Raw genomic sequence first — 12864 nt, forward strand, 5'->3', positions numbered from 1 at the left:
TGAAATTCCGAGCGTCTCGGACCATCCCGCGGTTTCCTCCCTCGAGGCTTATCCGACGCCTGCCCACACGCGCCGCGGCACACTCACAGCCATGTGAATGAGGGCAGACGTCGAATAACCCTTAACGCTTACCGAAGCTCGCCGGTCAGTTCCGGCCCGTTCGTGGACAATCGGGAAACCCGGCAGCAAGGCAATGGTCGCTGGGATCGCGGCACCAGGGAGGCAACCGCTCCCGGGTTCCGGCGTGCGCCGAAGATTGACATTTCCGGCGCACAAGTCGTTCCGCGATTGATCAAGCAGCGGTTCCGATGTGGCACACCACAGCGGGAAGAAGGGGAAGGTACTACTCGCCTCCAAAATAGAGTTGCTTCATGTCTTCGGTAGAGGCGGGGCGAACGACCGCGCGGGAACCGGACGTCGATGAGCCGAAGGGCACGCCGCCATACGCGGTTGGGCTCTGGGTCGATATCCGTGCCTCCGCCGCCTGGATGTCGCTCGGATAACTCGCATCCTCGCCTTTGGCCGGATCATACCCGGCCTGTTCGAGCTGCTGTAGCTCCGCCCGCACCTGGGCACGTGTCGGTGTCGGATCGGTCTGAGAGAACGTGAAAAGAGGGAAGGAAAGCGCCGACGCTGCGGCAACCGCGATAACGACTGATTTCATGACAACCTCCTCATAATTGCCAGCAAGCAGGATTTCTCGACTCCCGTTTCCCGGCGCTGTCATATTGATTTTCGACGACAGCCCACGCCGCCGACACCCACGTAGGTAGGCGAGCGCCCGAAATCGAGCTGCGAAAGATGTAGGAATCCGGAAGCAGACAGGCACATTCGTACCGCTACATTTGTGTGTTCGGACTCGAATGACGTCCTGCTATTCTGTTTGAATGTCACGCTGCCGTATCCGCGGACGGCGACATTCCTGATCGAGTATCGCCATGAGATCGTCGGGCCTCTGGGTGCGCAGGTTCAGATCGGCGGCTCAGGAACGTGCGTTCCGGATGGACTACGCGCAGCGCTTCTCCGGACAGCGAAGACTGGCCATCGCAATCTTCACCGCGTTATGGATCGTTTTTTCCATCCGTGATTTCGGGCGACTCGACATACTCGATCCCACCTACCTGCACCACAACGAACTCATTTTCGTGAGAACCGCTGCGGCGATCGGCATGGGCGTGGCCGTCCTGTTGTGGACCCCGCGCGCACTCGACGAACGCTGGGCCGTCGGGCTGCTCTGCATGTGGACGCTCAGCGCCTGGTTGGCCACCCTCAGAATGCTGCAGATCGTTGACCTGCAGTGGCATGAACACTATTCGATCCTGACGCTTACCCTGTTCACGATATTCATGGCTTTCCGGCTTCGGGCGATCACGGCAGCGTGGCTGGTCGGGCTTTGCGTCGCGAGCTACCTGCTCATGCTCTACCTCCAGCCTCCGGGCGAGAGGTTCGGCATGCACCTGTCGTCGGTGATTGCGCACGGCACGAGCGTGCCGCTGACATATGCCATCGGGCTGGTTGTCAGTATTCCCTTGGAACGTTCGGCAAGACGCGAATTCATGTATCAGCGCAACTTGCGCGCGGCCAAGGCGCGCGTCGAAGCTGCGTCGCGTGCGGTCAACGAACAGAACAAGCGCATGCAGGAACTCGTCAAGGAGAAGGAGCGGTTCTTTTCGTCGGCGTATCACGACATCCAGCAGCCGCTCGCCGCGATCAACCTTTTCATCCGCAGTGCCCGGACGAGGATCAGGGACGAACGCGCGGTGGAACGCGACCTCGACGTCATCCAGGAGACCGCGTCCGACATCCTCGACATGTTCAAGGACATCCAGGACTATAGCGAGTTGGGCTCGTATGTTCCCCGCCTGACGTCGGTCAATACGCCCGACCTGTTGACCGAGGTGCTCGAGCAGTACCGGCAGACGGCCCAGTTGCGGGGAATCGATCTCAGACTCGCGCGGCGACGAGTGGCCCCGCCGTCCATCGAGACCGAGCGGTCACTCTTCAAGCGGGCCATATTCTCAACGGCACGTTCATGCTGCTGTGTGACGACGAACCAACCGTCCTCGAAGGCCTGCGACGCCTTTTCTCGAGCGCGGGCTCGCTTGTGCAGGCCGCGGAGTCGATGGCCGGGTTTGAAGCCATTCTCGCCGATGATAGCCGCATTCCCGATCTCATCGTGACCGATATCCGGCTGCGCGATGGGGCTTCCGGCAAGGAGGTTGCCGATCGGATCAGGCGTCACTTCGCGTGGGCGGGCGTTATTCCGGTCGCATTCATCACGGGCGAGTTACTCTCCGTTCAAGTGCTTCGCGACTTTCCGGAGCCATTCGTGCTGCTGCGCAAGTCCTCGGCACCGGAAGATCTGGTGGCGAATATCAGCCGGTTCGTTGCGGCCCATCGGAAGGCGAGTCTCGATCTCGCGAAGGATCAGTGACCGATAGCGTCCCGAGCGTTATGCCCTTGTCGGCCAGCATCACGATGAGTTCAGTGCGGCGCCGCAGGTTGAAGTGCGCAAGCAGATGACTGATGTACTTGCGCACTGTGATGTCTTCGAGCCCCATCTTCGACGCGATGGCTTTGGAAGGGAGCCCGCGTACGAGCCACGCAAGTGTTTCGTACTCACGCGGCGTGAGTCCAAGGAGCGGAGCGTCCCAAGGGTCGGCGCCGCCGTTCGTCGGCTGTGCTACTGCTGATTCGCGTGCCGGTGCCCCGGCGATGTCGATCGCGCGCCTCAGCCCGGCGATGCTCGCCGCGGGCAGGAACACGCCGCCTGAAAGCACGGCAACGATCGCGGCATGGAGTGCTTCGGGCGACGACGATTTCGGCACGTAGCCCATCGCGCGGAGTTCGAGGCATCGACCGACCGTCTCCATGCTTTCATCAGCCGATACGACGACCACGGGCAAGGACGATCGTGCGTCTTTCAACCGGACCAGCGCGTCGCAACCGTGCCCGTCAGGGAGTTCGAGGTCGAGAAAAACGATGTCCGGCTGCTCGGTCATCGCCAGATCGACTCCATGCGATAACGTATTCGCATGCAGCAGTTCGACATCCGGAAAAAGCTCCTTGATGAGCAGTCCGAGACCGGCTCTGAAGAGTTCGTGATCATCGACGAGCAGTACGCGCATCGCATCGTCTCCCGGCAACACATGCACATTCGTACGGATGAAGCAAGCGGCGTTCGAATTACAGCAATCGGCCACGGTGGCAGTATTCGAACGATCTTACACGCGGTTTGCCGTTGAGACCGGCCTATGTCACGCGATGCGAAAAGCGAACGAGTGTATCGGAGTCTGACTTCTTCCTGCTTGACTGGCTGGAACTGCTGATGGCGCACAATTCCAGCCGATCGCCTGTATCGGCGCTTGTCTTTCAAGGGTACTGTCACGTTATTGGCAGGTTGACGGAGATCCGGCGACAATCTCTGATATGAAACGAGCCGCCCTGCAGCACGACGCACCTGCCACCGACACCATTTCCTATGCCGGCTACCGATTCCCGCCCGACGTGATCGGCTACGCGCTGTGGTTGTACTACCGTTTCCCATTAAGCCTGCGCATGGTCGAAGAACTGCTGGGCGCGCGCGGCATCGATCTGACCTACGAGACGGTGCGGCGCTGGTCGGTGAGGTTTGGCCTGGGCATTGCCCGGCGTATTCGCTCTACCGCGTTGGCCCGCGGCGATAAGTGGCACCTCGACGAAGTAGTGGTCACCATCAACGGCAAGAAGCACTGGTTGTGGCGTGCGGTGGACCAGCACGGCGCGCCCCGCGTGTACTGATCACCGACAAGCTCAAGAGCTACGCCGCAGCGAACAAGGATCTGGGGTTGAACGTCGAACACCGCCAGCACAAAGGATTGAACAACCGGGCGGAGAACTCGCACCAGCCAACGCGGATACGCGAGAAAGTGATGCGCCGCTTCAAGTCAGTGCGTCAACTACAACGATTCGCTTCGGTCCATGATCAGGTGGGCAACCTGTCGCGCGAACGTGACAACGCCCTGCGAAGGCAATATAGTGAGCCGGTGCGACGGCGAACCCTGAGTATTCGTTGACGAGCGCAAGCGCACCCGCGGACTCGAAGCTAAAGCGGCAAACGTCCAGGCGTTTGGGTCGACCATGTGCGCACGGGGCGAGGCTTGCTTGGGTGACGAAATCCAGCATTATTTCGAGTCCATCGCGGTCCGCCGTTGCATGAATGCCGTCGTGACTCCCTTGGCGTAATCAAATAAATTTCAGATGCCCAACAACGACACTCCCGAACCACAAGCCGTCTGTGATCCGATTTCCCGAAGTGCGATTTTCCTCACACTCACGGTAGCGCGCGGCGAAGGCCAAGCCGACACCGTGCGTGAATGGTGCGGCGACATTGCCGCGCTGGTCCGCGCGGTCGGCACACGCGCGCCTACCGCTAACCTTTCTTGCGTGTGCGGCTTCGGTTCCGAAGCGTGGGATTTTCTTTTCGGCGCGCCGCGTCCCGCGTCGCTGCATCCTTTCATCGAGGTCGGATCGGGCGAGCGCCGCGCCATTGCCACACCCGGAGACATCCTGCTGCATATCCGCGCGGATCACTTGGATCTATGCTTCGAGCTCGCGTCACAGTTGCTCATCAAACTGGGCGACGCCGTCACGGTCGTCGACGAGGTGCAGGGTTTTCGCTACTTCGACCTGCGCGACATGGTGGGCTTCGTCGACGGCACGGAGAATCCATCAGGGAGAAGCGCCCCGAACCACACGATCATCGGCGAGGAGGATTCGGAATTCGCGGGCGGCAGCTATGTGATTGTGCAGAAGTACTTTCACAATATGGATGCATGGGATGGCCTGACGGTGGAGCAACAGGAAAAGATCATCGGGCGCAAGAAGCTGTCCGACGTCGAACTAGACGCGGCTGTGAAGCCCTCGTGCTCGCATAGCTCGCTCACGACCATCGATGAGAACGGCCAGGAGATCAAGATCCTGCGGCACAACATGGCCTTCGGCCGTCCTGGCGCAAAGGAGTTTGGGACATACTTCATCGGCTATGCGCGCACGCCCGCGCCGATCGAGCAGATGATGGAAAACATGTTCGTCGGTCGCCCGCCGGGCAATTACGACCGATTGCTCGACTACAGCCGCGCAGTGACGGGAGGTCTCTTCTTCGTGCCGTCCGCCGATCTGCTCGATGCGCTCCCGGACAGAGGCTCTGCGGCGGCGTCGACGTCATCTCAGCCGTCCAGCACGCCATCAAACGAAACAAGCCGCAGAGGAACATTGAACATCGGCTCACTTAAAGGAACTTCACAATATGAATAACCTGCATCGCGAGCTTGCGCCGATTTCCGAGGACGCATGGGAACAGATGGAAGCCGAAGTGGCGCGCGCCTTCAGGCGCTCCGTCGCGGGGCGGCGCGTCGTGGACGTGAAAAGCCCGGGGCGGCACGGCCCTGGCGGCCATCGGCACGGGGCACCAGACGAGCGTCGCGGCGCCGAGGAAAGGCGTGTCGGCGAAGCTCTACGAAGTCAAGCAATTGGTGCAGCTGAGCATGCCGTTCACGCTGCAGCGCGAGGCGATCGATAGCGTGGAGCGCGGCTCGAACGACGGCGACTGTCAGCCCGCGAAGACCGCCGCGAGCGAGCTGACACTCGCCGAGGACAGCGCAGTCTTCGAAGCTGCGGCTCGCGGGCGTTGACGGCCCATACTCCGTGCTGCTTGGGGCGGATGCCAGAGGTGGCCTCGCGAATTCGGACAGTCGGCTAAGTGGACGGGCCGGGGCCTGAGCCAGCGGTAATGCTGGCAAAGGATAATTGTCTCGCACCACCGCCCGTTGAATATCATCGAGCCCTCTGGGCATCGCAGGATGCGATGCGCGTCGCACGCGCCGGCGCAGCCCGCGATCCAGTAGTTCGGCGCCCGGCCGTGCCGGGCGTGACGCGCTTACTGCTTGACGCCTTCGGCCTGGATATGCAGCGTGGTCTTCATGTTGAAGCCGTACGCCTTGCCGAAGTCGATGCCGAAATCGTCGCGATTGAACGTCGCGACCGATTCGGTGCCGCACACTTCGCGCTTCAGAACCGGGTGCTGGATGCACTTGAACGATTCGATCTTCAGGTTGACCGGTTTCGTGACGCCGTGCAGCGTCAGCGTGCCGATCACTTCGACCGGCTTGTCGCCGTCGAAGCGGATCTGCGTGCCCTTGTAGGTCGCGGTCGGGAACTTCGCGGTGTCGAAGAACTTGTCGCCGACCAGTTCCTCGTTGAGCTTGTCGTTGCCGATGCCGACCGAGGTCAGGTCGATCGTCGCCTCGACCGTGCCGGTCTTCGCCGCGCGATCGAGCACGACGGTGCCGCTGCTTTTCTGGAACTTGCCGCGCCAGATCGACAGGCCGCCGAAGTGGTCGGTCTCGAAGCTCGGCGACGTGTGCGTCGGATCGAGCAGGTAGGTTTCGGCGGCGGCCATCGCGTTGAACGAGCATGCAGCGGCGAGCGCGCCGGCGGCGAGCAGGAAGGATTGCTTCAAGGTGGACTCCAGGGGTCGAAGGGTAAGGCGGTGCTGCGGCGTTGTGGGTTATTTCTTCGCCGCGACCAGATGAAATTTGATGACGACTTCGTCGGCGACCACCGACGTGTCTTTCCATTCGCCGGTGCCGACGTCGAACTGCGTGCGCTTGATCGGCAGCGAGCCGTCGAAAGTTTGCGTGGCGCCCTGGCTCGCGATCACGACCGGCACGACGACCGTTTGCGATTTGCCTTTGATCGTCAGCTTGCCGGTCACCTTGTACTGGTTGCCGCCAGCCGGCGCGATCGAGCTCGACACGAAGGTCGCGCTCGGGAAGGCGCCGCTGTCGAACCATTCCTTGCCTTGCGCCTGCTTGTTGTAGTCGTCGGCGCCGAGGTCGTAGCTCGCGGTGTCGATCGACACGTTCGCGCTGCCCGCAGCCGGCTTCGCCGGATCGAAATTCAGTTGCGCGGAGAACTTCCTGAACTTGCCGTCGACGGGCACGTTCATCTGTTTGGTCGTGGCGATGACGCTGCTTTTCGCGAGGTCGACGTCGGCGTGCGCGAGGTTTGCGCCGAGCAGCGCAAGCGCCGCGAAAGAAGCGAGCGTCGCGCGATGAGCGGAGAGATAAAAGGGTGTCTTCATGATGGTACACATCCTATCCGAGCTTCGCGGCGTGATTGCACACCGCGAGGAATTTGATTGCCAACCAGTCGTAACCAATCGACAAAAGTGATGGCTTTCTTCAAGCTGTCGTATCGTTATGCGCGGGTCTTCAGAAACGGCACCATGCGCGCGAGCAATCCGTCGCGATCGACGAACTGATGCTTGAGCGCCGCAAGCACGTGCATGATCACGAGCGCGAGCAGCGTGTAGTTGAGCAGCACGTGCACCGTGCGCAGCGCGGCCTTCAGCGCCTGATCGGGACCGATGATCGTCGGCAGCGGCAGGATGCCCAGATACACGACCTGAATGCCGGCCGCCGAGTTGTAGAAGTAGCCGGACAGCGGAATCGCGAGCATCAGCAGATACAGCAGACCGTGCACCAGATGCGCGGCGGCCTTCTGCCACGCGGGCGTCGCGGCATCGAGTTCGGGCGCGCGATGCGTCGCGCGCCACAGCACCCGCAGCAGCGCCAGCGCGAACACGGTCACGCCGATCCATTTGTGCCACGAGAAGTACTTGAGCTTCGTCGGCGTGAAGCCGGGGATATCGGTCATGATCCAGCCGATGTAGAAGCCGCAGATCATCAGCGCGGCGACCAGCCAGTGCAGCGCGATCGCCGCGCCGTGGTAGCGCGTGGGAGCGCAAGCGTGTGTTTGCATCGTGTTCTATCCGTTGCTCGCGAGAAGCCGCGTGAGAATGCGGATAGTAGGGATGCCCATTCAAACTGAATAGGCGGGTGGGCGGGAACAGATCGTTGTCGCGGTGATGTTGATCGTGTCGAGAGGTATGCGCGCAGAAAGGTCCGCGCATGAAGGCACGCACACTGCTATGGAGCGCTCGCCGTGGTACCGCTGTGGTAATTTGTTGCCCCGAACAACAAGGTTGCGCGCTTTGCGCAGCCACGGACATAACCCATTATCCGGGCGTTAAGCCGTGAATTCCGTTTTTCTTTCCTGGAGTATTGCCGCGCTCGCTACCGCCGGCGTGATCACACGGCCGTTCAAATGGCCCGAAGCCGTGTGGGCCGTCGCCGGCGCGGTGCTGCTCGTCGCCCTCGGCCTATTGCCCTTGCATCTCGCGGTCGAAGCGATCGGCAAGGGCACCGACGTCTATCTGTTCCTGTTCGGCATGATGCTGCTATCCGAAGTCGGCCGCCGCGAAGGGCTGTTCGACTGGGTCGCGGTGCTCGCTGTCAATCATGCGCGCAGTTCGCCGCGCAAGCTGTTCGTGCTCGTGTATCTGTTCGGCGTGGTGATCACCGCGTTTCTTTCCAACGACGCCACCGCCGTCGTGCTGACGCCCGCCGTGTTCGCGGCGGCGAAGAAAGCGAAGACACCGCCGCTGCCGCTGCTGTTCGTCTGCGCGTTCGTCGCCAATGCGGCAAGCTTCGTGCTGCCGATTTCGAATCCGGCCAACATCGTGCTGTACGGCAATCACACGCCGCCGCTGGGACCGTGGATGCTGCGCTTCACGCTGCCGTCGGTGCTGTCGATTGCCGCGACCTTCGTGATGCTGCGCTGGACGCAACGCGAGGCGCTCGCTGGCGTCTGCGAGGCAAATCTCGACGCGGTCGAGCTGTCGGCGAGCGGGCGCGTCGCGCTCGCGGGCATCGCGGTGACGGCCGGCGCGCTGCTGACGGTCTCCGCCTACGACATCCAGCTCGGCCTGCCGACCGCGATCCTCGGCACGCTGACCGCGCTCGTCGTGCTGATCAAGGAGCGCAGATCGCCGCTGCCGATGATGCGCGAAATTTCGTGGAACGTGTTGCCGCTCGTCGCCGGGCTGTTCGTGCTGGTCGAGATGCTCGATCACACCGGTGTGATCAACATGTTCGCGGGTGCGTTGCGTCGCGCGACCGAACACAACGAAATGGAAGCGGCCGGGTGGGCCGGCGCGAGCGTCGCGTTCCTCAGCAATCTGATCAACAACCTGCCGGCCGGCTTGATCGCGAGTTCGACCGTGATGCAGGCGCATAGCCCCGAGCGCGTGATCGACGCGCTGTTGATCGGCGTCGACCTCGGGCCGAACCTGTCGATCACCGGCTCGCTCGCGACGATCCTGTGGCTCAACGCGATTCGCCGCGAAGGCGAAGACGTCAGCTTCATGAAGTTTCTGAAAGTCGGCGCGCTGGTGATGGTGCCCGCGCTCGTGCTGGCGCTTGGGGCGCGGATATTAACTGGCTGAACGGATGCCGGACCCGCCCGCCATCAGCGGGCTTGTGCAGGAACCGACGCGCGTCGCGCCGGCGAGCTGGTCCAGTCGCGCGCCGACCGAGCGCAGCCTTGCTTCGAGGTGGGCGACGCGCTGGCGTTGCGCGGGCACCATCGACGAACGGCTCAACGCATGCAGCCGACGATGCCAGTACGACAGCGGAAAACGGTCGCGCCCAGAAAGTGCGTTGAAAACGACTTCGAGGTGGGCGATTTCCTTGTCGATATCTTGGTAGCTCATCACAAAGGTCCAGGAAAGAAGGTGGGATAAGGGGCGCGCGAACCTGACAGGGGTCGCAAGGTCCGTTCCATCCCGCCTATATGTAGTCAATATCAGCCGTGCCGGCGCAGAGCGCCACATCGAGCGCGCGCCTGGCGCCGTGCGCGATGGTAAGAAGCGGCAAACTCCATGCAAGCTTTACGCGGCGCTCCACCTTTCAACGGGACAACGGGAATTCACCAGGCGTGCCCGCGAGGCGCGTGTCCTATGCTGAGTCAACGGCGTGGGCCGGTCTCGGGGCGATCGAAACCGCCAGCGCGACGGCCCGGCGCGCGCTTTCAACGCGGCGCGATCACGAGCGGTTGCGCATAGCTGACCGTCGGCGCGGGCACCACCGCATAGTTGAGCGCGGGCGGCGCCGCGACGATGGTCGCGGCCGCCACTGGCACGTCGACAGGCGGTGCCGATACATACACGGGATTGACCGGCACCGGGTAGTAGACCGGCCGCGGCGGCGGCGCGTAGACCACGGCGGCGGGCAGATACACGACGACTCGCGCGTAGGCAGCGGAAGAACAGGCGAGACCGATGGCGGTGAAAGTCGAGGCGCAGGCGAGACGGATAGTCATTTGGGACTCCTGATACGTGAATGCCGACGAACGGCAGACGGAACGATACGCAGCAGGCCCGCAAAACGAAACCGCGAACTCATTTCATTCGATGTCACGCTGCAGCGGCACCCGGCGCCGTGACATGATTCGACATGATTCTCGAATTGCGATCGCGCGGCGTCTGACCAACAATTCGGCCTGTCATCGAAACGGATCGCGGCACCCAGGCAGGCGACGGTCGATGTTCCAACCGAAGGAGTCAGTCATGAAGAAGTTGCTCGCCACCGTGCTGCTGTGCTGCGCGTCCACCGTCGCGTTCGCTCAGGCCGCCGCGCCGCAAGGTATCAGCCAGCAGCGGATGGAGCGCATGGAGCAGCAGTTGCAAACGCGTTTTTCAAGCGCGAACACCACCCACGACGGCAAGCTGACGCGCGACCAGGCAGCGGCCGGCATGCCGCTGCTCGCGCGTCATTTCGACGAGATCGACACGCAGAAGGCCGGCTACATTACGCTCCCGCAGATCGAGGCATTCATGCAGGAACGCGGGGCCGCACACTGAGCGGCTCGGTTATCGAGGAGCTTTCGGATGGAACGCCCCGCCAGGATCATCGTGCTCGACGACGAAGCCGAGTTGCGCAACATGCTGCTGCGCTTTCTGCGCGGTCACGGCTTCGACGTGCGCGCGGCCGAGGACGGCAAGCGCCTGAATCGCTACCTGGAGCGCGAGCCGTTCGACCTGCTGATACTCGATCTGATGATCGGCGAAGAGGACGGCCTCGAGATCTGCGCGAAACTGCGCGCTCAAGGGCAGACCTTGCCGATCCTGATGTTGACGGCGAAGGGCGATCCGCTCGATCGCGTGACCGGCCTCGAAACCGGCGCCGACGACTACCTCGCGAAACCGTTTCTGCCGCGCGAACTGGTGGCGCGAATCAATGCGTTGCTGCGCCGCCAGAAGATGGCCGCGGGCGACCTCACGCTGACGTCGCAGCGCGTGCGTTTCGGCGACTTCACGCTCGACATCGGCAAGCAGGAGCTGTCGCGCGCGGGCGAGCCGCTCGAGATTCATTCCGCGCAGATGCTGCTGCTGGTCGCGCTCGCGTCGTCGCCGAATCGCGCGGTGAGCCGCGACAACCTGCTCGCTCGTGCGCGAGGGCGCGACCATGACGCGCTCGATCGCAGCATCGACGTACAGGTACTGCGGCTGAGGCAGATCGTCGAGGACGATCCGTCGAAGCCGCGTTTCATTCGCACCGTCTGGGGCGTCGGCTATATGCTCGTCGCCGATGTCGAATCATGATGCGCTCACTGTCGCGCACACTGCTGCCGCGCACGCTGCTCGCGCGCAATATCGCGCTGTTGATCGCGCTCGTGATGCTGAGCCAGATCTGCTCGATCGTCGTGCTGCTGCATTACGTGCAGCGGCCACGCGTCGAACGCGCGGCGGCCGTGTTCGCGACCTACGTGACGACGCTCGACAACCTGCTCGCGGCCACTCCGCCCGCCTCGCGCGCGGCGCTGACCGCGCGTCTCGACGCGCGCGAACAGTTGCCGCCCGAAGCGACCGACGCACCGCCGCACGATCTGTTGCATGTGTACAGCACCTATCAGCACGGCGTTTTCGTCGACAGCTTGCAGAAGCATCTGCCCGCCGATATGCCCGTGCGGTGGCAGACCGAGGGCGGGCAGCGGCTGTGGATTCGCATGCATGCGCCGGCTGCCGGGTCCGACCACGCGGCCGGTTCGTTGGCCAGCGCGCCATACTGGATTGCGCTGCCGGTTCCCGAGGACGCGCAGGGCAGCGGCCTCGAAGCGGCGATCTTCCTGTCGTTGGGTCTCGGCGTGCTCGCCGCGCTCGCCGGCTACGCGATCCAGCTGCACCTGAACGAACCGTTGCACGAGCTCACGCAAGCGGCGCGGCGCGTCAGCGCCGGCGACCTGCCCGCGCCGCTGCCCACCGACGGCCCCGCCGAAATCGCCGCCGTGGGCAGCGCTTTCAATCAGATGACGCGCGCGTTACAGGACGCCGAAGCGACGCGCGCGTTGATGCTCGCGGGCATCTCGCACGACATCCGCACGCCGTTGACGAAGCTGCGCCTGTCGATGGCGATGGCGATGCCGCAGGGGGCCGACAGCAGTTTCGTCATCGCCGCCGAATCGTATCTCGATCAGATCGAGACGATTCTGCAGCAGTTCATGGATTACGCGGGCAGCGGCGAGCGCGAGGAAGCGCAGCCCGGCGATCTGAATGCGCTGATCGAACGGCTCGCGGGCGACTTCGCGGGGCTCGGGCACGAGTTCGACCTGTCGCTGGGCAGCTTGCCGGCCGTTCGATATCGGCCGATCAGCATGATGCGGCTGCTGATGAATCTGATGCAGAACGCGATCGTCTACGGCGGCAGCGGGCTTGCGGTGCGCACGTGGGCGACGCAGGACGCGGTCACGGTTGCGGTCGGCGATCGCGGTAAAGGTTTGACGGCAGAGGAGTTGGAGAAGCTGAAGGCGCCGTTCCAGCGCGGCCGCAATGCGCGTGCGCATAGCGGCGGCACGGGGCTGGGGCTGTCGATCGTCGATCGGATCGCGCGGCTGCACGGCGGCGGCCTGCAGTTTCATCCGCGCGACGGCGGCGGCCTCGAAGTGTGGGTCGTATTGCCGGTCGAGGCGGCATGACGGGATGAG

Annotated in this window: 14 protein-coding genes and 2 pseudogenes; 9 read left to right on the top strand and 7 right to left on the bottom strand. The window is 63.1% G+C overall.

Going from position 1 to position 12864, the window contains the following annotated elements; genetic code table 11:
- Window positions 1–343 precede the first annotated feature (343 nt).
- Complete coding sequence (locus tag F6X40_RS21295) at window positions 344–664, bottom strand: DUF4148 domain-containing protein (protein ID WP_184071534.1); 321 nt, start codon at window positions 662–664, stop codon at window positions 344–346.
- Between the two features lie 337 nt (window positions 665–1001).
- Between F6X40_RS21295 and F6X40_RS42410 the strand changes: the two genes are divergently transcribed.
- Both F6X40_RS42410 and F6X40_RS21300 read left to right on the top strand, forming a co-directional pair.
- Window positions 1002–2180, top strand: a complete 1179-nt coding sequence (locus F6X40_RS42410; protein ID WP_262421497.1) for a sensor histidine kinase — start codon at window positions 1002–1004, stop codon at window positions 2178–2180.
- Window positions 2072–2434: a response regulator gene (locus F6X40_RS21300; RefSeq protein ID WP_262421500.1), complete on the top strand. Its 363-nt coding sequence runs from the start codon at window positions 2072–2074 to the stop codon at window positions 2432–2434. The genes F6X40_RS42410 and F6X40_RS21300 overlap by 109 nt, the downstream gene beginning before the upstream one ends.
- Here F6X40_RS21300 and F6X40_RS21305 read toward each other — a convergent pair.
- A complete protein-coding gene (locus F6X40_RS21305) occupies window positions 2376–3128 on the bottom strand; it encodes a response regulator (protein WP_184071530.1) in 753 nt (250 codons plus the stop codon). The two genes, F6X40_RS21300 and F6X40_RS21305, sit on opposite strands and share 59 nt — an antisense overlap.
- Before the next feature lie 301 nt (window positions 3129–3429).
- On the opposite strand from F6X40_RS21305, the pseudogene F6X40_RS21310 reads away from it, so the two are divergent.
- The 3 genes and pseudogenes from F6X40_RS21310 to F6X40_RS21320 form a co-directional block, all read left to right on the top strand.
- Window positions 3430–3980 (top strand): annotated as a pseudogene (locus F6X40_RS21310) (IS6 family transposase); the annotation flags it as partial.
- A 259-nt stretch (window positions 3981–4239) separates the two neighbouring features.
- Window positions 4240–5295, top strand: coding sequence for a Dyp-type peroxidase (locus tag F6X40_RS21315; RefSeq protein ID WP_184071528.1), 1056 nt, complete (start codon window positions 4240–4242; stop codon window positions 5293–5295).
- Window positions 5288–5727, top strand: a pseudogene (locus F6X40_RS21320) (family 1 encapsulin nanocompartment shell protein); the annotation flags it as partial. The gene F6X40_RS21315 and the pseudogene F6X40_RS21320, both read left to right, overlap by 8 nt.
- Window positions 5728–5917: 190 nt before the next feature.
- On the opposite strand, the gene F6X40_RS21325 reads toward F6X40_RS21320, so the two are convergent.
- From F6X40_RS21325 to F6X40_RS21335, 3 genes are all read right to left on the bottom strand, one after another.
- Complete coding sequence (locus tag F6X40_RS21325; protein ID WP_184071527.1) at window positions 5918–6499, bottom strand: YceI family protein; 582 nt, start codon at window positions 6497–6499, stop codon at window positions 5918–5920.
- A 48-nt stretch (window positions 6500–6547) separates the two neighbouring features.
- Window positions 6548–7123, bottom strand: coding sequence for a YceI family protein (locus F6X40_RS21330; protein WP_187629120.1), 576 nt, complete (start codon window positions 7121–7123; stop codon window positions 6548–6550).
- Between the two features lie 116 nt (window positions 7124–7239).
- On the bottom strand, window positions 7240–7803 hold the full coding sequence (locus F6X40_RS21335) for a cytochrome b (RefSeq protein WP_187629121.1): 564 nt from the start codon (window positions 7801–7803) through the stop codon (window positions 7240–7242).
- Window positions 7804–8077: 274 nt separating this feature from the next.
- Between F6X40_RS21335 and F6X40_RS21340 the strand changes: the two genes are divergently transcribed.
- Window positions 8078–9328: an arsenic transporter gene (locus F6X40_RS21340; RefSeq protein WP_184071521.1), complete on the top strand. Its 1251-nt coding sequence runs from the start codon at window positions 8078–8080 to the stop codon at window positions 9326–9328.
- On the opposite strand, the gene F6X40_RS21345 is transcribed toward F6X40_RS21340, so the two are convergent.
- Together F6X40_RS21345 and F6X40_RS21350 are read right to left on the bottom strand one after the other, a co-directional pair.
- The gene (locus tag F6X40_RS21345; RefSeq protein WP_184036383.1) at window positions 9317–9595 is read right to left on the bottom strand and encodes a hypothetical protein; all 279 of its coding nucleotides are present in this window, start codon (window positions 9593–9595) and stop codon (window positions 9317–9319) included. The genes F6X40_RS21340 and F6X40_RS21345 overlap by 12 nt on opposite strands.
- 317 nt (window positions 9596–9912) lie before the next feature.
- Window positions 9913–10203, bottom strand: coding sequence for a hypothetical protein (locus F6X40_RS21350; protein ID WP_184071517.1), 291 nt, complete (start codon window positions 10201–10203; stop codon window positions 9913–9915).
- 247 nt (window positions 10204–10450) lie between these two features.
- Between F6X40_RS21350 and F6X40_RS21355 the strand changes: the two genes are divergently transcribed.
- The 3 genes from F6X40_RS21355 to F6X40_RS21365 are packed head-to-tail and all read left to right on the top strand — an operon-like array spanning window position 10451 to window position 12855.
- The gene (locus F6X40_RS21355; RefSeq protein WP_184065271.1) at window positions 10451–10744 is read left to right on the top strand and encodes an EF-hand domain-containing protein; all 294 of its coding nucleotides are present in this window, start codon (window positions 10451–10453) and stop codon (window positions 10742–10744) included.
- A gap of 27 nt (window positions 10745–10771) precedes the next feature.
- On the top strand, window positions 10772–11485 hold the full coding sequence (locus tag F6X40_RS21360; RefSeq protein ID WP_090806371.1) for a response regulator: 714 nt from the start codon (window positions 10772–10774) through the stop codon (window positions 11483–11485).
- Window positions 11482–12855 carry an ATP-binding protein gene (locus F6X40_RS21365; protein WP_187629122.1) on the top strand — a complete coding sequence of 458 codons (1374 nt, stop codon included), beginning with the start codon at window positions 11482–11484 and terminating at the stop codon, window positions 12853–12855. The genes F6X40_RS21360 and F6X40_RS21365 overlap by 4 nt, the downstream gene beginning before the upstream one ends.
- Window positions 12856–12864 lie beyond the last annotated feature (9 nt).

The organism is Paraburkholderia sp. UCT31, from assembly GCF_014397655.1.
In the GTDB taxonomy this organism is placed as follows: domain Bacteria; phylum Pseudomonadota; class Gammaproteobacteria; order Burkholderiales; family Burkholderiaceae; genus Paraburkholderia; species Paraburkholderia tuberum.

What these genes read in the sequence shown, in the direction of transcription:
- F6X40_RS21295 (WP_184071534.1), bottom strand. Translation starts at nt 664, where the DNA reads ATGAAATCAGTCGTTATCGCGGTTGCCGCAGCGTCGGCGCTTTCCTTC.
- F6X40_RS42410 (WP_262421497.1), top strand. Translation starts at nt 1,002, where the DNA reads ATGGACTACGCGCAGCGCTTCTCCGGACAGCGAAGACTGGCCATCGCA.
- F6X40_RS21305 (WP_184071530.1), bottom strand. Translation starts at nt 3,128, where the DNA reads ATGCGCGTACTGCTCGTCGATGATCACGAACTCTTCAGAGCCGGTCTC.
- F6X40_RS21315 (WP_184071528.1), top strand. Translation starts at nt 4,240, where the DNA reads ATGCCCAACAACGACACTCCCGAACCACAAGCCGTCTGTGATCCGATT.
- F6X40_RS21330 (WP_187629120.1), bottom strand. Translation starts at nt 7,123, where the DNA reads ATGAAGACACCCTTTTATCTCTCCGCTCATCGCGCGACGCTCGCTTCT.
- F6X40_RS21335 (WP_187629121.1), bottom strand. Translation starts at nt 7,803, where the DNA reads ATGCAAACACACGCTTGCGCTCCCACGCGCTACCACGGCGCGGCGATC.
- F6X40_RS21345 (WP_184036383.1), bottom strand. Translation starts at nt 9,595, where the DNA reads ATGAGCTACCAAGATATCGACAAGGAAATCGCCCACCTCGAAGTCGTT.
- F6X40_RS21350 (WP_184071517.1), bottom strand. Translation starts at nt 10,203, where the DNA reads ATGACTATCCGTCTCGCCTGCGCCTCGACTTTCACCGCCATCGGTCTC.
- F6X40_RS21355 (WP_184065271.1), top strand. Translation starts at nt 10,451, where the DNA reads ATGAAGAAGTTGCTCGCCACCGTGCTGCTGTGCTGCGCGTCCACCGTC.
- F6X40_RS21360 (WP_090806371.1), top strand. Translation starts at nt 10,772, where the DNA reads ATGGAACGCCCCGCCAGGATCATCGTGCTCGACGACGAAGCCGAGTTG.
- F6X40_RS21365 (WP_187629122.1), top strand. Translation starts at nt 11,482, where the DNA reads ATGATGCGCTCACTGTCGCGCACACTGCTGCCGCGCACGCTGCTCGCG.